General features: G+C 55.0%; 21 protein-coding genes. 9 read left to right on the forward strand and 12 right to left on the reverse strand.

Annotated elements, in window-relative coordinates; all coding sequences use genetic code 11:
- The first annotated feature begins 70 nt into the window (after positions 1 to 70).
- The 4 genes from AC2FC2_RS02770 (at position 71) to AC2FC2_RS02785 (ending at position 5046) form a co-directional block, all read left to right on the forward strand.
- On the forward strand, positions 71 to 769 hold the full coding sequence (locus AC2FC2_RS02770; protein WP_209632957.1) for a DAPG hydrolase family protein: 699 nt from the start codon (positions 71 to 73) through the stop codon (positions 767 to 769).
- Positions 770 to 862: 93 nt separating this feature from the next.
- Positions 863 to 2173 carry an MFS transporter gene (locus AC2FC2_RS02775; RefSeq protein WP_265557117.1) on the forward strand — a complete coding sequence of 437 codons (1311 nt, stop codon included), beginning with the start codon at positions 863 to 865 and terminating at the stop codon, positions 2171 to 2173.
- Between the two features lie 174 nt (positions 2174 to 2347).
- Positions 2348 to 3607, forward strand: coding sequence for an MFS transporter (locus AC2FC2_RS02780; protein ID WP_490658682.1), 1260 nt, complete (start codon positions 2348 to 2350; stop codon positions 3605 to 3607).
- Positions 3604 to 5046 carry a glycoside hydrolase family 32 protein gene (locus AC2FC2_RS02785; RefSeq protein WP_490658683.1) on the forward strand — a complete coding sequence of 481 codons (1443 nt, stop codon included), beginning with the start codon at positions 3604 to 3606 and terminating at the stop codon, positions 5044 to 5046. The genes AC2FC2_RS02780 and AC2FC2_RS02785 overlap by 4 nt, the downstream gene beginning before the upstream one ends.
- Before the next feature lie 134 nt (positions 5047 to 5180).
- On the opposite strand, the gene AC2FC2_RS02790 is transcribed toward AC2FC2_RS02785, so the two are convergent.
- From AC2FC2_RS02790 to AC2FC2_RS02800, 3 genes are all read right to left on the reverse strand, one after another.
- Positions 5181 to 6182: a LacI family DNA-binding transcriptional regulator gene (locus AC2FC2_RS02790; RefSeq protein WP_209632953.1), complete on the reverse strand. Its 1002-nt coding sequence runs from the start codon at positions 6180 to 6182 to the stop codon at positions 5181 to 5183.
- 67 nt (positions 6183 to 6249) lie between these two features.
- Positions 6250 to 6813, reverse strand: coding sequence for a HutD/Ves family protein (locus tag AC2FC2_RS02795; protein WP_490658684.1), 564 nt, complete (start codon positions 6811 to 6813; stop codon positions 6250 to 6252).
- A complete protein-coding gene (locus AC2FC2_RS02800; RefSeq protein WP_490658685.1) occupies positions 6813 to 8183 on the reverse strand; it encodes a formimidoylglutamate deiminase in 1371 nt (456 codons plus the stop codon). Before AC2FC2_RS02800 ends, AC2FC2_RS02795 begins: the two co-directional genes overlap by 1 nt.
- Positions 8184 to 8396: 213 nt before the next feature.
- Here AC2FC2_RS02800 and hutC point away from each other — a divergent pair, with 213 nt between their 5' ends.
- From hutC to AC2FC2_RS02820, 4 genes are all read left to right on the forward strand, one after another.
- Positions 8397 to 9113: a histidine utilization transcriptional repressor HutC gene (gene hutC / locus AC2FC2_RS02805; RefSeq protein ID WP_245209773.1), complete on the forward strand. Its 717-nt coding sequence runs from the start codon at positions 8397 to 8399 to the stop codon at positions 9111 to 9113.
- A gap of 159 nt (positions 9114 to 9272) precedes the next feature.
- A complete protein-coding gene (gene hutI, locus AC2FC2_RS02810; protein WP_490658686.1) occupies positions 9273 to 10496 on the forward strand; it encodes an imidazolonepropionase in 1224 nt (407 codons plus the stop codon).
- Positions 10493 to 11296, forward strand: coding sequence for an N-formylglutamate deformylase (hutG, locus tag AC2FC2_RS02815; RefSeq protein WP_209632948.1), 804 nt, complete (start codon positions 10493 to 10495; stop codon positions 11294 to 11296). The genes hutI and hutG overlap by 4 nt, the downstream gene beginning before the upstream one ends.
- A 254-nt stretch (positions 11297 to 11550) precedes the next feature.
- The gene (locus AC2FC2_RS02820; RefSeq protein WP_490658687.1) at positions 11551 to 13086 is read left to right on the forward strand and encodes a serine hydrolase domain-containing protein; all 1536 of its coding nucleotides are present in this window, start codon (positions 11551 to 11553) and stop codon (positions 13084 to 13086) included.
- 8 nt (positions 13087 to 13094) lie between these two features.
- Here the strand turns inward: AC2FC2_RS02820 and AC2FC2_RS02825 are convergent, their stop codons facing one another.
- From AC2FC2_RS02825 to AC2FC2_RS02835, 3 genes are all read right to left on the reverse strand, one after another.
- Positions 13095 to 13625 (reverse strand): chorismate mutase, encoded by a 531-nt coding sequence (locus AC2FC2_RS02825; protein WP_490658688.1) that lies wholly within the window; start codon positions 13623 to 13625, stop codon positions 13095 to 13097.
- A gap of 117 nt (positions 13626 to 13742) precedes the next feature.
- Entirely contained in the window at positions 13743 to 14207 is a 465-nt protein-coding gene (locus AC2FC2_RS02830) for an anti-virulence regulator CigR family protein (protein ID WP_209632945.1), read from the reverse strand.
- A gap of 266 nt (positions 14208 to 14473) precedes the next feature.
- Entirely contained in the window at positions 14474 to 14671 is a 198-nt protein-coding gene (locus AC2FC2_RS02835) for a hypothetical protein (RefSeq protein ID WP_490658689.1), read from the reverse strand.
- Between AC2FC2_RS02835 and AC2FC2_RS02840 the strand changes: the two genes are divergently transcribed.
- Positions 14670 to 14849: a hypothetical protein gene (locus tag AC2FC2_RS02840; RefSeq protein ID WP_209632944.1), complete on the forward strand. Its 180-nt coding sequence runs from the start codon at positions 14670 to 14672 to the stop codon at positions 14847 to 14849. The genes AC2FC2_RS02835 and AC2FC2_RS02840 overlap by 2 nt on opposite strands.
- Positions 14850 to 14903: 54 nt before the next feature.
- Here the strand turns inward: AC2FC2_RS02840 and AC2FC2_RS02845 are convergent, their stop codons facing one another.
- The 6 genes from AC2FC2_RS02845 to AC2FC2_RS02870 form a co-directional block, all read right to left on the reverse strand.
- Positions 14904 to 15785 carry a nucleoside-specific channel-forming protein Tsx gene (locus AC2FC2_RS02845; protein ID WP_209632943.1) on the reverse strand — a complete coding sequence of 294 codons (882 nt, stop codon included), beginning with the start codon at positions 15783 to 15785 and terminating at the stop codon, positions 14904 to 14906.
- 392 nt (positions 15786 to 16177) lie between these two features.
- Positions 16178 to 16450: a hypothetical protein gene (locus tag AC2FC2_RS02850; RefSeq protein ID WP_209632942.1), complete on the reverse strand. Its 273-nt coding sequence runs from the start codon at positions 16448 to 16450 to the stop codon at positions 16178 to 16180.
- A gap of 72 nt (positions 16451 to 16522) precedes the next feature.
- The gene (yddG, locus tag AC2FC2_RS02855) at positions 16523 to 17416 is read right to left on the reverse strand and encodes an aromatic amino acid DMT transporter YddG (RefSeq protein ID WP_490658690.1); all 894 of its coding nucleotides are present in this window, start codon (positions 17414 to 17416) and stop codon (positions 16523 to 16525) included.
- Between the two features lie 92 nt (positions 17417 to 17508).
- On the reverse strand, positions 17509 to 18879 hold the full coding sequence (locus tag AC2FC2_RS02860) for an APC family permease (protein ID WP_265557126.1): 1371 nt from the start codon (positions 18877 to 18879) through the stop codon (positions 17509 to 17511).
- Positions 18869 to 19066 carry a hypothetical protein gene (locus AC2FC2_RS02865; RefSeq protein WP_209632939.1) on the reverse strand — a complete coding sequence of 66 codons (198 nt, stop codon included), beginning with the start codon at positions 19064 to 19066 and terminating at the stop codon, positions 18869 to 18871. The genes AC2FC2_RS02860 and AC2FC2_RS02865 overlap by 11 nt, the downstream gene beginning before the upstream one ends.
- Positions 19067 to 19196: 130 nt before the next feature.
- Positions 19197 to 20615 (reverse strand): glutamine synthetase family protein, encoded by a 1419-nt coding sequence (locus tag AC2FC2_RS02870; protein ID WP_490658691.1) that lies wholly within the window; start codon positions 20613 to 20615, stop codon positions 19197 to 19199.
- Between the last annotated feature and the right edge of the window lie 151 nt (positions 20616 to 20766).

Genomic DNA, 20766 nt, shown 5'->3' on the forward strand with positions numbered 1-20766 from the left:
AGAGACAGCATACCGGCATAGTCTTATTTTGGAAACAACATTAGTTTCCTAAATAAAAAGGATGACCGTTATGACACATCAATCGCTGGTGCTCCCTTGGGGCGTTAATGATATCAACGCGTTGCTTAAACCGGAACCATTGCGGCTGGAGATGGGGCTGACACGTAGCATGGACGGTTTGTTGACCGTGGCTATTCGTACCGACCTGCACGGCTGCAAAGGCCGTATGCTGGAGTGGTGGTTTACCTTTTTTGAAACCACGCAACACATCCGCTGGTGGCATCCGCATGATCACGTCGAACACCGTGGCTGGGACGCCCACTGGAAAAAAGGGGAAAGCTATGTCGGGGCCAGCATCGACGCGGTGGAGTGGCTAGCGGAAATGCCACCGACACCGGCTCGGCTGAAGTTCCATGCCGCCGAAGACTTCTTTGCTGCACACGCCTTGCAGCAGGCACGCGAAAGCCAGGCGTTATCTGCTGCGATTTGCGCCCGCATCGGTTTTGGCGAACAGGTAGCGTTGGACGATAACGGCGACCCTCTCGACGGAGAAATGCTGCACCTGGTTCGGGACACCCCTTATGGTTGCGTGTTGCGCAGCCGCTTCTTACTGGGGAAATCCTGCACCAACGCACATGACGAATTACCGGATGATGTCGGTTTCAACCTGATGCGCCATTGTTACAATGAATTCAGCTATCTGGCACAATTTCTGCCCTCCTTGTACTACGCTGAAAACGGTCGTGAGGTCGCCCCTTTGCCATGGTGAATCCCGTCTCACACTTCCTGTTTAAAATAATTGATTGTTTTGTCATAAGAATTTAGAACTGAATGACAATAATTCAAAGACACGGGAATGGGGATGGACACACAAACGGCGGTTATCGACGCACGCCAGTCGCGTCAGGCCTTGCTGGCCGGTTCGGTCGGCAACTTTATCGAATGGTATGAATTCGGCGTTTACGGTTTTCTCGCCACCGTGATCGCCGCCAATTTTTTTACCCTCCAGGGTGAAAGTGAAATCACCAGCCTGATCCTCACCTATGCCGCCTTTGCGCTGGCCTTTTTCTGTCGCCCGATCGGCGCCGTGATTTTCGGCCGTATCGGCGACCGCATTGGTCGCCGGCCGACGTTAATTGCGGTATTGCTGCTGATGACGGTAGCCACTGCATTGATTGGCATAATGCCAACTTACGCTTCCATTGGCGTCGCCGCCCCACTGTTGCTGACGCTGTTACGTATGTTTCAGGGGCTGTTTGCCGGCGGTGAGTTTGGTGGCGCGGTGTCGCTTATGACCGAGTTTGCGCCAAAGGGTAAACGTGGCCTGTTCGGGGCTTGGCAATCATTGACCGTGGCGTTCGGGCTATTGGCCGGCGCAGGCCTGGTGGCACTGTTAGCCGCATTATTAACGACAGAGCAATTGCATGACTGGGGCTGGCGAATTCCCTTCCTGCTCGCGTTACCCATGGGGGCGGTAGCACTGTGGTTGCGGCTAAAACTGCAAGAAACACCCACCTTTACCCAGGCACAACAGACGCGCCACACAGCCACGCAGGCACCCGCCGTGAAGGTAAGCGGCGTCGTGAAAACCATTGTGATCGGCATTGGCCGCATGATGGGCTGGTCTGCTGCCGGTTACACCTTCCTGGTGGTCATGCCGTCCTACCTACAAACCTCGCTGCACGCAACCTTTCAACAGGCGCTGGTCGCCACCGTGCTGGCCAACATCGGCTTCGCACTGACTATTCTGCCCGCCGGTATCCTTAGCGATAAACTGGGACGCAAAACGGTCATGTTGACCGCGGTGGTGGCGGTGATCCTGTTTACCTTCCCGCTGTTGCACCTGTTGCAAGATCCGCAGAGCTCGCTGCTGGCCAAGGGTATCGCGGTGATGATCGCCGGTGCTGTCGTCGGCCTGCTCGCCGGACCAGGCCCCGCTATGCTGGCAGAAATGTTCCCAACCCAGGTGCGCTATACCGGCCTGGGGCTGGCCTACTCGCTGTCCAATGCCGTGTTTTCCGGCTCCGCGGGGTTAATCATCACCGGTCTTATTAAACAGACCGGCAACCTCGACATTCCCGCTTACTATGTGGTCGCCACGTCGGTTGTCAGCCTGTTCGCGCTGATGACCCTGCGGCGTGACGACCATCTGCGTTCGCTCAACGAGCGTTAATTCCTTTTGGGCGCTCTGCGCGCCCTATTTTCTCGCTGAGTGATTTCGATCACACCAGTAAAATGTTAACGTTAACTTTTGTGATTAACATCGCAACCTCTCGTTTTGATGACTTTATCTGGCACAAAGTTAACGTTAACAATAGAGCTAATTTCATTCATCAGGGTATTTCACATGAACCGCGAAACAAAAAAATATTATGCACTTCTCAGCGGCCTGTTGTTTTTCTTCTTCTTTACCTGGTCATCCAGCTTTTCACTGATTTCGATCTGGCTGAACCAGAAAATTGGCCTTAAAGGGACAGAAACCGGCCTCATCTTCTCCGCAATGTCGATCATGGCGCTGTGCGCACAGCCGCTGTACGGTTTTATTCAGGACAAACTCGGGCTGCGTAAACATCTGCTGCTGTTTGTCGGGATATTGCTGTTACTCACCGGCCCCTTCTTTATCTACGTCTATGCCCCGCTGCTGCAAACCAATTTGGTGGCCGGCGCATTGGTCGGCGGCGTATTTGTCAGCCTGGCGTTCAACGCCGGGATTGGCGCATTGGAATCCTATACCGAACGTGTCAGCCGCATCGTCGGTTTCGAATTTGGCCGGGCGCGTATGTGGGGCTCTCTGGGCTGGGCCAGCGCCACCTTCTTTGCCGGTTTTAACTACAATATCAACCCCAACATCAACTTCTGGATCGCCTCGGCCTCGGCGGCAGTGTTTCTGCTGTTACTGTGGCAAGTGCGTGAGCTGAAACCCAATGCCATGGCCGGTCTCGAGTACGGCAAGCCGGAAAACCTGAAACTGCAGGACGCCCTGGCATTGCTGCGCTTACCGGGATTCTGGGCACTCGTGGTATTCGTACTCGGCACCAGCATCTACGGCGTGTTTGATCAGCAGTTCCCGGTTTATTTCGCCTCGCAGTTCGCCACCCACGAAGAAGGCAACCGCATGTACGGTTTCCTCAACTCACTGCAGGTGTTTCTGGAGGCCGGCGGCATGTTCCTCGCACCGCTGCTGGTTAACCGCATCGGCATCAAACAGAGTCTGTTGCTGGCCAGTAGCGTAATGGCACTGCGCATGTTCGGTTCCGGCATGGCCAGCGGCGCACTGATGATTTCCGCCATGAAGTTACTGCACGCCGTAGAATTGCCGATCCTGCTGGTAGCGATGTTCAAGTACATCACTACGCGCTTCGACAGTCGCCTGTCCTCCACCTTGTATCTGGTCGGATTTCAATTTATCAGCCAGATCGTTGCCGGCATTCTGGCCCCCTTGGCGGGTTACGGTTATGACCGCATCGGTTTTGCTGACACCTATTTGCTGATGGGCTGCGCGGTGGCCGGTACCACACTGATTTCCTGCTTTTTGCTGCGCGGCGAGACCGTGGCCAGCACGCATCCATTTCAATCCACGATAAAATCAAGTGAGCCAACCCAATGAAAAATGCCTTAGCTCAAGCCGATCATGCGGTCGAAGCCCTGCGCGCACAACGTCAGGAGCAGTACTACCCACGCTTTCATCTGGCTCCGGCCGCAGGCTGGATCAACGATCCCAATGGCCTGATCTGTATTAACGGTGTCTATCACGTGTTCTATCAACACCACCCGTATGATGAGAACTGGGGACCAATGCACTGGGGCCACGCGACCAGCCAAGATCTCACGCACTGGCAGCACCAACCTGTCGCCCTGGCACCTGGCGATGATGATGACAAAGACGGCTGCTTCTCAGGCTGTGCGGTGGATAATGACGGCATACTGACACTGATCTATACCGGCCACGTCTGGCTGGGCAAAGAAGGCGATGATGATCAGGTACGCGAGGTGCAATGCCTGGCCACCAGCGAAGATGGGATCCATTTCGTTAAACACGGGCCGGTGCTAACGCCGCCAGAGGGTATCCAGCACTTTCGCGATCCAAAAGTCTGGCGCGCCGGCGACCAATGGTGGATGGTGGTCGGTGCCAAGGAGCACGGGTTGGGACAAGCGCGTCTTTACCGTTCGAACGATCTGCACGACTGGCAGTTTGATCGCGTATTGAGCGCTGCACAGACGTTGCATCAGGGTTATATGTGGGAGTGTCCCGACTTCTTCCCGCTAGGGGAAAAACAGGTGTTGCTATTCTCCCCACAAGGGTTGGCAGCGCAGGGATACCGCAATCGCAATCGATTCCAGAGCGGCTATTTGCTTGGTCACTGGCAACCCGGCAATGATTTCAACGCTACCCAAGCGTTTTGCGAACTGGACAACGGGCACGACTTCTATGCGCCACAAACCTTTACCACCGCCGATGGCCGACGCATGCTGTTCGCCTGGATGGACATGTGGGAATCCCCGATGCCGAGCAAAGCGCACGGCTGGGCCGGCGCCCTTACCCTGCCCCGCGAGTTGACGCTGGCGGCCGATGGAAACGTACTGATGAACCCGGCACGCGAGTTGGCGGCATTGCGTGGGCAGCAACAATCTCTGGCTGCGGTATCGCTGTGCAACCAACGTCAAATGTTAGCGGGAGAAGTGCAGGAATTAGCCCTGACGCTGAATCTGGCTGACAGTAATGCCGAGCGTTACGGTATCGCTATCGGTAAGGCTGCACGGCTGTACGTCGATAATCAGGCGCATCGCCTGGTATTGGAGCGGTTCAGTGAGGATCCCGGTCTATGTGGTTGTCGCAGTGTGCCACTACCGGCGGGGGAAGGGTTGTCGTTACAGATCTTTATCGACAGATCATCGTTGGAGGTCTTCGTCAATCAGGGCGTTGCCTGTCTAACCAGCCGTATCTACCCGGCCGACGGTCATCAAGGCGTTAGCCTGTTTGCCGAAAGTGGACAGGCGCAGTTTGCTGCATTACAGGCCTGGGAATTGGACAGCATCTGGGAATAAACGCCTGTTTGGTGTGAGGGGCACAGTTTATATGCTGCGCCCCATTGCATCTGCAAGGGATAAATCGGGTCGAACATGTTCGGGCCGGTTCCCAGCCATTGATTACCAGCGCGCATTTATTGCGCCCTGATGGATTAAAGTGATTCCCGCAGCAACAGTGGGCAAGCTACTTTCCGCGTATCCTGGTGATCGAGCTGATTGATCAGATGCAGCGCCGCCTGACGGCCCAGTTCGTAATGTGGCAACTGTACCGTCGTCAGCGGTGGCAGGAACAGTTGACCAATCCCCACCATGTTGTCATAGCCCAAAACGCCTACCTGCTGAGGTATTTTCCAGCCCTGCGCCAAGAGCACCTGATACACCATAAATGCTACCCGATCGTTCCCGCACACCACCACATCACAGTCGCGCTGCCCGGGTGAAAAGTGCCTTTCCAGCAGTTCTACGCTGTCGCGGTAATGCTCGTCGCCATCCGTCAAATCGAGATGATACTGACGCAACTGGCTCACATCCCCCCCCGCGTCACACCAGGCACGCTCCAGGCCGCGGCGACGCAGGCCCGCTGCCACGGTGGTTTCAGGTAAGTGAATACACAAGGGGGCACGATAGCCTTTGGCGATCAGCGTACACATTGCGTCGTACTGGCCTTGTTCATCATCAGGAATGTAACTGGCGACCCGATGTTCCGGACTGACGCAATTCGCCAGCACCAGTTTTTTATCCAGCAGCTTGGCCGGGAGGGTCACCTGGCGCAGCCCCATGGTGGTGAAGATCACTCCATCCGGTCTATGTGCCAATAGCAGGTCAATGGTGTGCTCAGCGTTGTCGTCGGCGAACAGGTTAACGACAAAGCTGTTCCAACCGTGCTCGCGCGCCGTTTTTTCAATCGACAGGATCATTTCCACAGAAAACGGTGTGGTTGCAGTATCCAGCGCCAAAACGCCAAGCGTTTGCACCCGGCTGCTGTCGCCGCGAATGCGCCGTGCCGCGAGATCGGGCACATAGTCGAGTTGGTCAATCGCCAATTTGACGCGTTGGTAGGTTTCCGGCCGCAGCTTATCGGGCTCGTTGATGGCACGGGATACCGTCATTAACGATACCCCGGCAAGTTTTGCAACGTCTTTCAGCGAGGCCATGCACCCTTCTCTGTGTGGGATAGAAAACCAAATAATCCCATAGCTTAGCGCTGGACTCTAGCCCGGTCTAGCCGGGCATGATATCGGCCCACAGAATGACGCTGTCTTCCGCCAGCGACGACAAGGTGCCGTGGTGTTCATCCGCCGCCCACCACACGCCTTGACGCGCAGCCAGCATGACGCCATCGGCCAGCGACCAACGGCCCTGCAGCACGTACAACACACCGGCATGATGGCGGGGTAACACCGTCGCCGCAGTTACGCGCTGCACGTTAGCTGCCCAGCGGCCGCGTCGGGTCATGATATTGAAGTCTTGGCTGCTACCGCCCAGCAATGTCGCATTCAGTGCCACATCACCGGAAAAGGCGAACGGCTCACCAACCTGCGAAAGGTGATGATCAATCTGCCCGTCGCTCAGCAGATGCACACCATCGCCTTCCAACAACGTGATCGACCGATCGATACCGGTGAAAGCTGAGAAAGGGCCGTCCTGCGCGATAGTGGCAATACTGGCGCGCCAATCAAAATCCTGACTGCCAGCGGGCCAACAGGCAATCTCGCGGGTTTCTCCCCCACCATTGCGCCACGGCGTTACCGGCAGAGAGGCAAAATCAAAACGCGTCGGGCCCATTATGCCTCCTGCTGGAACGTTTTCAGCACCTGCAGAAACTCTGCGCGGCTCTGCTGTTGCAGGGCATGACGCCCCTGTTCAATCACCTGCCGGCCACCGACAAACACGTCGCGAATTTGCTCTTTGCCGCCGGCGAACAGCCAGCGATTCAGAATGGCGGCGTCAGGTGCAGCAGCCAGATAAGGGTCATCACCGTCCAGAACCAGCCAATCGGCACGGTAACCACTTTGTAAACGCCCAATAGGCGCGCCACAAGCCTGCGCCCCCCCCTGCAAGGCCTGCGGGTACAGAACATCGGCCACTGCCGGTTGCTCTGGCGTAGTCAACCGGTTACGACGCTGATCGCGCAACCGCTGGGCGTATTCGAACCAGCGCAGTTCCTCAACCACATTGAGCGAGACATGGCTGTCGGAGCCGATGCCCCAACGCCCCTGATGCTGCAGGTAGGCGTCGCCGGGGAAAATACCGTCGCCCAGATTCGCTTCCGTGGTCAGGCACAGGCCCGCCACCGCTTTGCTGCGCGCCAACTGCTCCAGCTCGTCACGGTCGAGATGCGTTGCGTGCACCAGACACCAGCGGCTATCGACCGGCAAGTGATCATACAACCAAGCTACCGGACGGCGGCCACTCCAGGCCAGACAGTCATTGACCTCTTTTTGCTGTTCTGCAATATGAATATGCACCGGCAAGGTGCTGTCTGATGCGGCCAGGATCTGCTGCATCTGGCTCAGTTCTACCGCTCGCAGCGAGTGGAAGCACAGTCCCTGATTTTGCAAAGGTTGATCCGCCAACTGACGGGCAATCACCTGCTGCTGCTCCAGATAGCTTTCCGCATTCTGAATAAAACGCTTTTGCCCTGGTTGCGCGGGCTGACCGCCAAACCCCGCATAGCTGTACAACACCGGCAAAAGTGTCATACCAATCCCCGCCTGTGCTGCCGCCTGGCTGAGACGCCCCGTCATTTCACCGCGATCGGCGTAAGGGTTGCCGTCCGCGCCGTGATGCAGATAGTGGAACTCCGCAACCTGGGTATATCCCCCTTTCAGCATTTCGATATACAGTTGACGGGCGATCACTTCCACCTGTTCCGGCGTCAAGCGCTGCACCAGGCGGTACATCAGGTCACGCCAGGTCCAGAAGCTGTCTTGTGGGTTACCCGCTATTTCTGCCAGCCCGGCCATCGCACGCTGAAAAGCATGGGAATGAAGATTCGGCATGCCCGGTACCACGTCGCCGTGCAATCGGGTGCAGCCTTGAGGATCTGAATCGGCAGTCACCTGAGTCAGGTAACCTAGCGCATCAACATCCAGGCGGACGTTATGCGCCCACCCTTCGGGGAGCAGAGCGCGTGAGGCAAAATAAGCTGGCATGGCAGTCTTCCACTGTTAGTGTAACGGCTGATAACGCGCGATAATCGCGCATCCGAAAATGCAGGGCCAACGTGTTGCTGTGGCGAACCGGCCCTTAGTTGTATATACATATACATACGCCGACATCAACAGTAAACTGGTGTTATTATTTTTTTATTTGACGAGGTTAACGTCGTGGTTGATCAACAGACCCTGTTACAACTGGCTGCTGCAATGAGCGATACCCCCGCCCCAATTTATCAACGGGTCAAGCAGGCAATCGTAAACCAGATCCGCGCAGGTCATTGGCTACCGCACCAACGCGTTCCTTCTGAAAGCGAGCTGGTCGCCGAGCTTGGCGTCAGCCGTATGACCATCAACCGCGCACTGCGTGAGCTGACGACTGAAGGCTTCCTCATCCGCATGCAAGGTGTTGGCACCTTTGTCGCCGAAGCCAAGGCACACACCGCCCTGTTGGAAGTGCATAACATTGCCGACGAAATTGCCGCACGTGGGCATCGGCACAGCAGCAAAATTCTGCAGCTCAAAGCACGCCCTGCCAGCGAAGAAGAGGCGGTCGCGTTGGGTATCCAGCCCGGCCAACAGCTTTTCTATTCACAAATCGTGCATTACGAAAACGACATTCCCGTTCAGGTAGAGGACCGCTGCGTGAACCCCCTGATCGCACCTGATTACATGAAGCAGGATTTCGATCGCGTCACGCCCTATATCTACCTGACACAGGCCGCACCGCTGACCGCCGGCGAGCATATCGTGGAAGCGGTGGTGCCAACCTCCCGTGAGCGTGAATTGCTGCAATTGGAGGACCATGAACCCGGACTGCTGATCCACCGCCGCACCTGGTCGGGTAAAACCGTGGTGACCTCAGCGCGCCTGCTGTATCCGGGCAGCCGCTATCAACTGTTCGGCCGTTTCACCACTGACGTGTAATTCCCTGCGGGTGCTGCTTTTGCACCCGCCCTTCCACAACGATCACATCCCGATAACAAATTTTTAGCCTGCCTCTTGTGACAATCCGATGAATGCGCTAGGTTGTTTTTAATTGTATATACAACCATGTGGGAGCCAAGGCTCCAGCGGAGAAAAGCAATGACCACTGAGATTCACTGCGACAGCCTGTGGCACGGAGCCGATATCGTCACCATGCGCGACGGCAAATACCACACGCTCAGCAACGGCGCGATTGCCGTGCGTGATGGAAAAATTGTCTGGCTGGGTGAACATGCGGCAATGCCGGCTGCGCTAATCGCGGATGAAACGGTGAAATTCGACGGCGGCATCATTACCCCAGGCTTTGTTGACTGCCATACGCATCTGGTGTTCGGTGGCAATCGCAGCGGTGAGTTCGAACAGCGTCTGAACGGTGTAAGCTATGCCGACATTGCCGCCCAAGGCGGCGGTATCATTTCCACGGTCAAAGCCACTCGCGACGCCGATGAAGAGCGGTTGTTTGAACAGGCGCTGTTTCGTCTGCGCCCGTTGCTGGCGGAAGGTGTAACCTGCGTGGAGATCAAATCCGGCTACGGTCTGACACCAGAAAGCGAACTAAAAATGTTGCGTGTCGCACGCAGACTGGGCGAACACGTGCCGGTAGAGGTGAAAACCACCTGCCTGGCAGCGCACGCCCTGCCGCCGGAATACGCCAACCGCGCCGACGACTATATCGATCTGGTATGCAACACCATCATTCCTCAAGCGGCTGCCGCCGGGCTGGCCGACGCGGTCGACGCCTTCTGCGAGCACCTGGCATTCTCTCCCGCGCAGGTGGCAAAAGTGTTCGCCGCCGCTGAAGCGGCGGGTTTGCCCGTGAAACTGCACGCCGAACAACTTTCTGCACTGGGCGGCAGCACATTGGCAGCGCAGCACCATGCCCTATCCGCCGATCACCTGGAATACGCCACCGAACAAGATGCCCGCGCCATGGGCGACGCCGGTACCGTAGCGGTACTGCTGCCAGGGGCGTACTACCTGTTACGTGAAACCCAATGTCCACCGGTTGACCTGTTCCGCAAACACGGTGTGGCAATGGCCATTGCCAGTGACGCCAATCCAGGCACCTCACCGACCCTGTCATTACGTTTGATGATCAATATGGCCTGCACCCTGTTCCGTCTGACACCGGAAGAAGCCCTTGCCGGTGTCACGACTCACGCGGCTAAAGCGCTGGGCCTTCAAGCCAGCCATGGCACGCTGGAAACGGGCAAAGTGGCAGATTTTGTACACTGGCCGCTGTCGCGACCGGCTGAACTGGCTTACTGGTTGGGCGGACAACTGCCCTGTACGGTGATTTTCCGAGGAGAAGTACGTCAATGACTATTCGCGATCCGTTTGATTTCCATGCCGGCAGCCTGCCGTTGCTGATCAGCATTCCCCATGCCGGTACTCGACTCACGCCGGCGGTCGAAGCCGGTTTGACCGACGACGCGCGACCGCTACCCGACACCGACTGGCATATCCCGCAGTTGTACGATTTTGCCCGTGCGATGGGTGCCAGCATGTTGGTCGGTAATTATTCGCGCTTTGTCATCGACTTGAACCGCCCCGCGGACGATAAGCCGCTGTATACCACCGCGACGACCGGTCTGTATCCTGACGTGCTGTTTGACGGACGTCCGAGCTTTTTGCCGGGCAAGGCACCCTCTGATGAGGAGCGTTCCCGTTATCTGCAAGACATCTGGCAACCCTATCACCAGCAATTGCAGGATGAACTGGCACGGTTAAAGGCAAAACACGGTTACGCATTGCTCTTCGATGCGCATTCTATTGCCTCAGTGATCCCACGGTTGTTCGACGGTAAGCTGCCGGACCTCAATTTGGGCACCAACAGCGGTGAAAGCTGCGCCCCGGCGCTGAGCGATCGTCTGGTCGCCTGTTGTGAACAGCAGCAACAGTTCACGCACGTGCTTAACGGCCGTTTCAAAGGTGGTTACATCACTCGCGCTTACGGCCAGCCGCAAGAACAGCTGCATGCCATTCAGCTTGAGCTGGCGCAGGTGAACTACATGTCAGAACAGTATCCCTTTGCTTTTGATCCGCAGCGTGCAGCGTCCTTGCAACGCCTGCTCAAACAAATGATCGACAGTCTGCTTTCCTGGGGCGGGTTGCCACGCTAAGTCTTCTCGACCTGTTGCGAGGCACGGCGCCGGCCTCGCATATCCCTGCGCTTGACGTCTTGCCTTGTGGCACACATTTTGCCTCCTTCCCTTCTGCCGTTTCGATTTGCGTACTGCATCTCAGTTTTGACTGAAAATTACCGTATCTGGTCGGAACAGCGCACAAAACAGCGGCCCGCAGATTGCGTGGTACGCGACAATCTGGCGAAAAGCCCATCGAGGCACAAATTGATAATCTATTCTGGAGGCTAGATATGTCTGAAATCCCGCTAAACTGGCGCGCCGCACAGGCGGTTGCCAACCGGCTGTTGGCTGATTGGCAGCCCGATGGCCAACCCGGTGGAGCGATTACCCTGTTCGACGCGATGCAGATCCAAGCGACCACCAGCGCAGGCCTTGCCGATCTGGCGCAAAATACCCCGTTTACCGCCGACACCGTAGTCCGTTATGCCTCTGTCACCAAACATATTTTCGCCGCGCTGGCACTAAATGCCACGGACAACGCCATCAGCCTCAGTGACCGGCTTGGCAACTTGCTGCCTGAGCTGCAATCTCCGTTGGCAGACGTCACCGTCGGCCAAGCGCTCGACATGACCAGCGGGCTCCCCGACGTGCGCGAAACCCTGGGGTTGTTGGGCATCTCGGTGCACACTCGCAGCGAGGCACAGCCGGTGATGCAGTTCCTGCAAGGGCTGAGTGGGTTGAACTACCCCGCGGGAAGCGAAATCACCTACACCAATACCGGTTACCGGCTGGTCGAAGCCGCACTCCAAGCCAGGGGCTATGATTTTGACCAACTGGTGCAGCAGCACATCGCCCAGCCGTTGCAGGTGCAGCTACGGGCGCCCGAAAGCTGGTTTGACGTTGTCCCCGGTCTAGCCCCCGGTTACTGGCGTTCAGCACTGGGTTGGCAACTCGCCACTGCGGGTCTGCATCTTTCCGCATCCGGTAGCCTGACGGGCAGCGCCAATGCCCTCACCCGCTGGTTACAAACGCTGCTCGCCGATCGCGATCCCGGCCGTGGCGTACTGGCACAACTCAGTGCGCCGCGTCATCTCAACCAGGGCCAACTCAGCAGTTATGGTCTGGGGCTGGCACAAACTCCGCTCGGCCAACATCAACTGCTGGGGCACGGCGGTTCACATGCCGGCTACAAAACCTATTTCTTGTTGGCACCTGACCGTCAAGCTGGCGTCGTACTGGTCGCCAACCGCGAGGACTGTGACAGTTTTGCTATGGCACTGCAGGTCATGGCCGCTTTGCTTGGCGAAGCGCTCCCGCAACGCAGCACGGCGATTCCTGACGGTATTTATGCCACGGTGGCCGAACCCTACTGGCTGGAGGTGAAAAACGGCAACGTCGCCTATCTGGGTAGCGATGAACCCCTGTATCAAGCTGATGATGGTTACGCCGTGTCGCTTTCCGCTCATATGCCGATACGGCTCAAATGGACGGGGGAAGCCGTTGAAGGGGAAGTGGGCCATGTGACGCGCAGTTTTCTGCCAGTGACACCCAACCGCGACTGCCTGAAACACGTTCAGGGGTTGTGGTATCACCCGCAGTACCGAACAGCTTTCGAAATTTGCGGCGATCAAGTGCATATTGGGGTTGGCCCTGCGGCACAGACCGGGACAATCAGCTCACTCGGCCAGGGCCGCATGCTGGTTGAAAGCAACGACGGCCCGTGGTTAAAACGCTTTTGCCTGTACTTCCGTGGTTACAGCGTGGATTTGATTGCTAATCGCAGCCGCGTGCTGACCTTTCAGCGCAGCGGCGTGGGTTGCGATTAATCGCGCTGTCACCCCGCCTTGCTTACCCTGACGGCCAGCAAGGCGGTAAATAAGCGCTGTTTGTCAGCCTCGCTCAGGTTGGCCTGATCAATCGCGTGAATAAAGGCACTGCGACTGGCCTGCGTCAACGAACCGCTTTTCACCTCCGTCGCCAACTGCTGTAAAATACGGCTACTGAGTTCAGCAATCTGCGGCCGTACGCTCTCGAGCGGGCGCGGCTGCCACTCACTTTCCGGCTGCGCCAGCCAGCCTGCGCGATAACGGTATTGGATTGCCTTGGCCGCGTCCATTTGTGCCTTGATAAAGGGCCTGACAGAAAGCGGATCCAATCCTAAACGCCCCGCTTCTGCCTCCGCACTTGCCAATACGTTGGACTCTTGCGCCAAATCCTCAATTGGCAGATTGCGTAGTGCCTTATAACCCGCAACATCTTTCATGTAAGACAACCGCTGGTTTACCAGCTCACCGAGTGCCATGTTGCTTTCAGCCAACGAGGAAAAACTGACCAGACAACAGGCAATCAATAACATCCTGAACATGACCATGTCCTTATTTATTTGCCTAAAAACAATAAGGATAAGAGTTCACCACGAACCTTGGGTTCAGGCAAATAAAAAGCCCCGCCGAAGCGAGGCTCTACGCAGCAAAATCCCGCGTTAATTAAACACGCCATTGATCACTGATGCTACCAATGCGGTGCTCAGCGCGACCAAGACCAGGTCGTCACCGGCAATACGCCATTCATAGCCTGGATAATAAGGCAAATCATGGCGCATCGATGAGGGCACCATTTTCTTGGCGATGCCAGGGGGTAACGGCTTGCCACGCGCCAAATTTTTGGCAATACCCGGCGGTAAAGAACGGTACCCGGTCAGCCCATAGTTCACTGCCAGAGAGCGTGCACGCTCACGAGAAATACTGACTGAAACCATGCCTTGGTCGCTATCGTTTCCTTTGGCCTTATTACCGTGGTTACCGTTATTGCCATGATTACCGTTGTTGCCATGATTACCGTTGTTGCCATGGCCGTCCCCCCCTTTATCAGCCAATGCCGGTGCAGATGACAGGCCCAACGACGCGATCAGCGCCAGCACGGTGAGGGTAATATGAGGTGTACGCATGGGTGTCACTTCCTGCATGGGTTATTGCCTCCAATATTGGCGCAACTGTCCACATAAAGCATGCGGAAAACTCTGAGATATTTATCCCCTGGAATGAGGACGCACCCTTCAGATGAAAATACGGTCCCCCACTGCAAAATAACTCGATAAAACCGAATGATTTGACTGAGATTTTTCTTGCAGAGAAATAAGCCTTGTCGTAGTTTGTGAGGGTCACAAAAAAGAGTGAATCTGCTCTTTTTCGTCGCACCTCAAATTATTTTTCATCACCCAAAGTGATAATTCGGAATACTTCCCGCCACCCCGTGCGGGATTCTTTTTGCTATAAAACTGACATCAAATGCACCACACCAGTGCTTTTTGTTGAGATTTAGTTGCCAATACTTTAAATTCGGCGTCTGAGAAACCTTAACCTCCCGCAATGGCCAGGTGGCAACTGACGGGCGTTCAGGAGCAAAAGACATGCAAATGACCCTCATGGAATACATCACACAGCACTTTAATGGCGATCTTCACCGCTACGCGCAATCTGAAGGCGTGAGCCGTGAACAAATCATCAACTGGATCAATAATGAATGCCATGTAATCAAAGGACGATTATTTATGCCGGTAAGACATTTGCCGGGTGAACCTGCGCAGTGATGACAAAAAAAACCCCGCCAAAGCGGAGTTTTCTGTTTCTGACACCACGGAAAATCAGAAGTTATAACCAGCTACCAGGTAGTAACCCCAACCGGTGGATTTAATTGGGCCCTGCGGAGTGCCGATATCAGCCCCATCCTGCCACTGGCCACCGTTATGGAAATAACGGGCAACAAACGAGTAGTGCCAGTGATCGTAATTCAACGCCAAGATATGGCTGGAAGCAATTGAGTTACTGGTACGCACTTGCTTGCCGGTACCGTCGGTCCAATTGCTGTCTTTGCCCAGATCGGAACCAAAGTCAAAGTTGGTAAAGCCGATGTAGCTCAGATTGCCACCCCACAGTTGGGTCAACGGCACAAAGTATTTCACTTTGAAGCGGTAACCATCCCAGCTGTTTTCGTTGGCAGCCTGGTAGTTTTCCCACTGGTATTTTGCATAGATGTTCATCGACAGGCTCATCGGCAGACCGGTGTCGATGTCGGTACCCAGACCCATGTACCAGGTATTCTGGCGACCATCGGCATTGTGGCCCAGGTCATAGATGTAGTTGTTAGCAAAGTACCATTCTTTGAACGGGCCGAAGCTCAGATCGGTACCGGTCAGTTTGTCGATGGAGAAGCGCGGTTCAATCTCCATAAACATCGGTGAACCTTTGTCCCAGATGCCACGATCCGGCGTGTTACCAACGCCGAAGAACTTAGGTACGTCAACGTAGCCATAGAAGTCGAACCAATCTTTTTTAGCGAAGGCTTCATACTCCAGGTAGACGTCGTTGTTCAACTGAGGTCCGAAACGGGTATGGTAGCTGCCTACCACGTTAACGCTCTGGTGCCACCAATCTGAAACGTATTGGCTGTCTTTGCTATCAGCCATTGAAGATGCACTGTAAGACGCTGCGAGCAGTACACCTGCTGCGAGAGCTATTTTTTTCATTTTATTACCACATGCTTAAAGGGCCATTTCCTGCCCGTTAGAAAAGATGACAATGAGTCTGACGACACCTGGCGTTGCCTCCGCTTACAAACTCTCGGGCGACGCGCGCATTATAGAAATCACTGGGTGTAAGAATCTGTGATCCAGTTATGCATTTTGCGAATAGGTAATCGATTGCGTTCACATTTGTCAAATTATGTTTCATGAAAATTCACGATCGCTGTGATTTTTGTCATGCCCGGTAAATTTTTAAGCAGTTTTTGTGCCAATTATGTTCAACACGAAAACGTAACCAGGTCTGTCGCCAAAATGAAAATGCCAGCGCTTTTAACGCTGGCATTTTGAGGAAATCTACGGTGATAAACGGGGAATAGCCCCCCGCTGGTCAAACTTCAGTTAACGGCGGGCAGAGCTTTCGCGATATTCTCCTGACGGAAAACCACCTCTTGCCCAGGTGCGATCTCCCACTCTTTGGGTGGAATATCCACTTTGGGTGCGGCAGCGATCACCGACCCCACAATCAACTTGCCTTCGCGACGCAAAATACTGACATCCAGTTGGTATTCGTGGCGCAAATTAGCCGTGGTCAGTCGCACGGTATCACCGCGCATATAGCTTTCATCATCAATAACTGGCTGCTGAATGAATTGGATATCGTCTCTCATTTTCATGTTCCTTCATGCAGAATCGCTAGTTAGATTCTAGTCCAACATCGGACAATCGGTTGATAATTTCCGTTAATTTCCTCGGGTTGCCCGCCAGCACACTAATGAGCCCAACGTGACCATCACCACCCCCTGCCAAAAATTGGCCGTCAGCGCAGTCTCCAGCACGAGGGCGGCAAATACCGCTGACAACACCGGCGTAAAATAGGACACCGTCGCCAATAACGTCATATTGCCATGCAGAATACCGACGTTCCACGCCGCGTAGCCCGCCCCCATCGCCATACCCGCACATAGCAGCGTCAAGGTCACGGGAAGGGTAAATTGCATGCCGCTTTCGGCGCTAAACGCGTACTTCAGCCATAACGCCACGGCGGTCAGCGTAATAAACAGCACGACACCGTTTTGACCCTGCGCAATTTTCTTGGTCAGATTGCAATACAGTGCCCAAATCACCGCGCCAGCAAACGCCAGCGAATAGCTCAGCGGATTGCTACGCACATTTTCCAGCATTTGCGCCGGTGACCAACCGCCCTCGCCGCTCATGATCCAGCCGATACCGAATAATGACAGCAACAACCCTGGCACCAGCCACCATTTGGCTTTTTGCCCGTTGAATACCAGCGCCATCAGCACGGTAAAACAAGGCCAGAGATAGTTGATCATCCCAACCTCAATGGCTTGCAAGCGGGTATTCGCGTAGCCCAGTGACAGTGACAGACAGATCTCATAGCTGACAAACAACAGGCTACCGAGGATCAGATAGGCTCGCGGGAAATGGCGAAAATTTGGCAGCCGCAGCACCAGCAGCAAAAAAATCGCGCTGACGCTGTAAATCATCGCCGCACCGCCAATAGGCCCCAGCCCCTCGCTAACGCTACGTATCAGGCCGACAACGCTGCTCCACAGCAAGATCGCTAACAGGCCGAGTAATGTGGCTCTATACTGGACGGGGAAAGAGGGCATTGATGAAATCCAATAGGTTATTTTTTATCAGGATTTTCACTCTACTGCCCACAGGAAAAAAAAGAAAGGCGGGCGTCCCCGCCTGGCTTGGGTTATTGCTGCGGTTGTCGCTCAAACTGCGGAGGTGGCTGGCGGAAACGCCGGGTGAGATACACCAGGTAACCAAAGCCCAGAGCGGCCCAAATCAGTCCCATGGTTAGCGAGCTTTTTTCCAGATTCAACCAAAGTACGCCCACCGTCAGAGCCCCCACCAACGGCAGGAACAGATAATTGAAATGGTCTTTCCACGTTTTGTTGCGGCCCTCGCGGATATAAAAATGACTGATCACCGACAAATTGACGAAGGTGAAAGCCACCAGTGCACCAAAGTTGATCAATGCCGTGGCCGTGACCAGATCGAATGACAGCGCAGACAACGCCACCAGCCCAACCAACAGCACGTTCAACGACGGCGTGCGCCACTTCGGATGGATATAGCCAAAATACTTTTCCGGGAACACGTTATCGCGCCCCATTACATATAACAGTCGCGACACGCTGGCGTGTGAGGCCAAACCGGACGCCAAGGTGTTAATAAAGGTAATGCAGAGGAAAATCGATTGGAACAGCTTGCCGCCCACATAGAGCGCGATTTCTGGCAATGCCGCATCTGGCTGGTGGAAACGTTGAATAGAAGGGAAAAACAGCTGAATAAAGAACGACACGCTGATGAAAATCACCCCACCATACAGCGCGGTCAAGAAAATGGCGCGGGGAATCACCCTGGCGGCGTCGGGCGTTTCCTCACATAACGTGGTGACCGCATCAAAGCCAAGGAACGAAAAACACAAAATGGTAGCACCGGTAATAATCGGTAGCAGATGCGCGTTCTCACTCACGAACGGTTGCAAACTCCACACGGTGCCCAACCCTTCACCGCTGTGCAGACCGCGCACAACCAGGAAAATAAACACCACAATGATGGCAACCTGAGCCAGAACAAATAACGTATTGAAGTTGGCTACCAGATTGACGCTTTTCAGGTTGATGGCGGTAATAATGATCACAAAACCCACCACCCACACCCACGGCGGCACGTCAGGAAACAAGGCGGTCAGGTAGATTTTTGCCAGCAGCGTATTAATCATCGGCAAGAACAGGTAATCGAGTAACGAGGACCACCCCACCAAAAAGCCGACGTGCGGATTAATGGCCTTCTGTGCATAGGTATAGGCGGAACCCGCCGTCGGAAACTGGCGCACCAGTTTGCCGTAGCTGATTGCCGTAAAGAGTACGCCAGCCAGCGCCAACAAGTAAGAGGCAGGCACGTGACCGTCAGTCAGGCCGGAAACAATACCGAAGGTGTCAAACACGGTCATCGGTGTCAGATAAGCCAGGCCCATCATCACCACTTGCCACAGCTTCAGGGATTTACGCAGCTGCGGTTTGGCTGCTTCATTACCGTTAATGGGATTAATCGTCATGGCTCTTCCCCTCTTTGTCCTCTGCTGGTAACTGGTTAACGTCATTCAGAGAGGCCGCGGGGAAACTGCTGTTCAGGCGGCGGAAAATGCGATGTAAAGACAACGGGAACAAGCCTGCAGATGGCCCGTATTTACTGCGGCTCAGGCACACGCCTGAGCAGACTGATGGTTCAGTTATGGCTGTCATGATTATTTCCTCGCTGGCGTCCTGTACGCCAAAGTGGAAGAAATGCTGTACCGCTGCGCGCAGCTTCGCAGGCCACAGGATAGCCGGCGGAATGCGCCAGACGCGCGCGGTATAATGGATATTGAGTGGGTCAGGCGTTTTTCAGCATCCACTCGATTTCGGTTTCGGTGATCAGGCGCTCAAACTGCACCAACTCATCCGTTTTGCAGGCCAGGTAGACGTGGCTAAACCTTTCCCCCAGCAGCGCAGTCAGTACCGGCTGGTGTTCAAATTCGTACAGCGCATCACTTTGGCGGATTGGGAAAGGTAGCCCCTCTTGCTCCAGGCCGTTGCCGGTTACCGGCTCTTGCAAAGGCAACGTCGTTTCCAGGCCATAAACAATACCCGCCAAAATGGTCGCCATCACCAGATAAGGGTTGGCATCGGCGCCGGCCACGCGATACTCCACACGGTGGCTGTCGCGATCGCCACAGGGAATGCGCAGTGCCACTGTGCGGTTGTTGTGGCCCCAGGATGCCTGAGTAGGGACGTACATGCCCGGTTGGAAACGGCGGTAAGCATTAACGTTAGGTGCCAGTAACGCAATAGAAGAAGGCATCAGGGCAATCATTCCTGCCAGTGCCTGTTTCAGTAATGCAGAATCTTCGCCGTCGTCGTCCGCAAGAACGTTATTGCCCTGCCTGTCCAGCATGCTGATATGCACGTGCATACCACTGCCGGCGTGTTCTTCGTAGGGTTTTGCCATAAACGTGGCCTGCATGTTGTGGTTTTCCGCCACCATGCGGATCAGGCGTTTTAGCGCCAATGCATGGTCACAGGCCTGCAGGACATTGTCGGTGTGATGCAGGTTGACCTCAAATTGGCCTGGCGAGGCTTCCGCCACCGCACCATCCGCCGGCAAACCCTGCATACGCGCCAGTTCATCAATCTCACTGAGCACGTCGGCAAAGTGGTTAAGGTTATCGACGGAATAAACCTGGCTCTGGGTATTGCGTTCCTGAGTCCCCGGTGCGCATGGCGGCTGAAGATAGCCTTCCGAATCGCGCTGGCGATCGATGAGATAGAACTCCAACTCTACCGCTACTACGGGGGATAGCCCGCGCTGACGCAAACGCTGCCACACTCGGTTCAGCACATTGCGCGGTTCAACGTTAAAGGGAGTACCATCTTCATCCAGCATGGTGAGCAGCACCTGGCCGATGTACTGCGGATCCGCCGCTGACGGCGTCAATGTCCCCAGCACCGGCACGCAGATATGATCCGGCTCGCCCAGTTCTTGCCCTAATCCAGCCTCTTCGACAACGTTACCGAGAATATCCATCGCGAAAACCGATGCGGGGAAGTAACACCCTTTCTCCAGTTTACTCAGCCCGGCGACCGGAATGCGTTTACCGCGGAAACTCCCGTTAAGATCGGTCAGCAGAACGTCAACGTGCTGAGTTAATGGATAACGCTCCAGGTACTTCTTCACTTCACGCTGGAACGCGCTACTTCGCTTTTCTTCATGATGCTGAACAAAGTTTTCCACTTCTACTATGTTGGTCTGCATGATTCACCCGCCATGTATGTTTTTGTCTGTGGTTCTCACACTTATTGCCGTCGATGTTTTTTGACCATCTTGCTCAATATAATGTCCACCAATGAAACATAGATGCAACAAAATTGTTTTGCAAGTGTTACTTTGAGTTTGAATATTGCCC

The organism is Serratia sp. CoH_122_TC_1 (assembly GCF_058191755.1).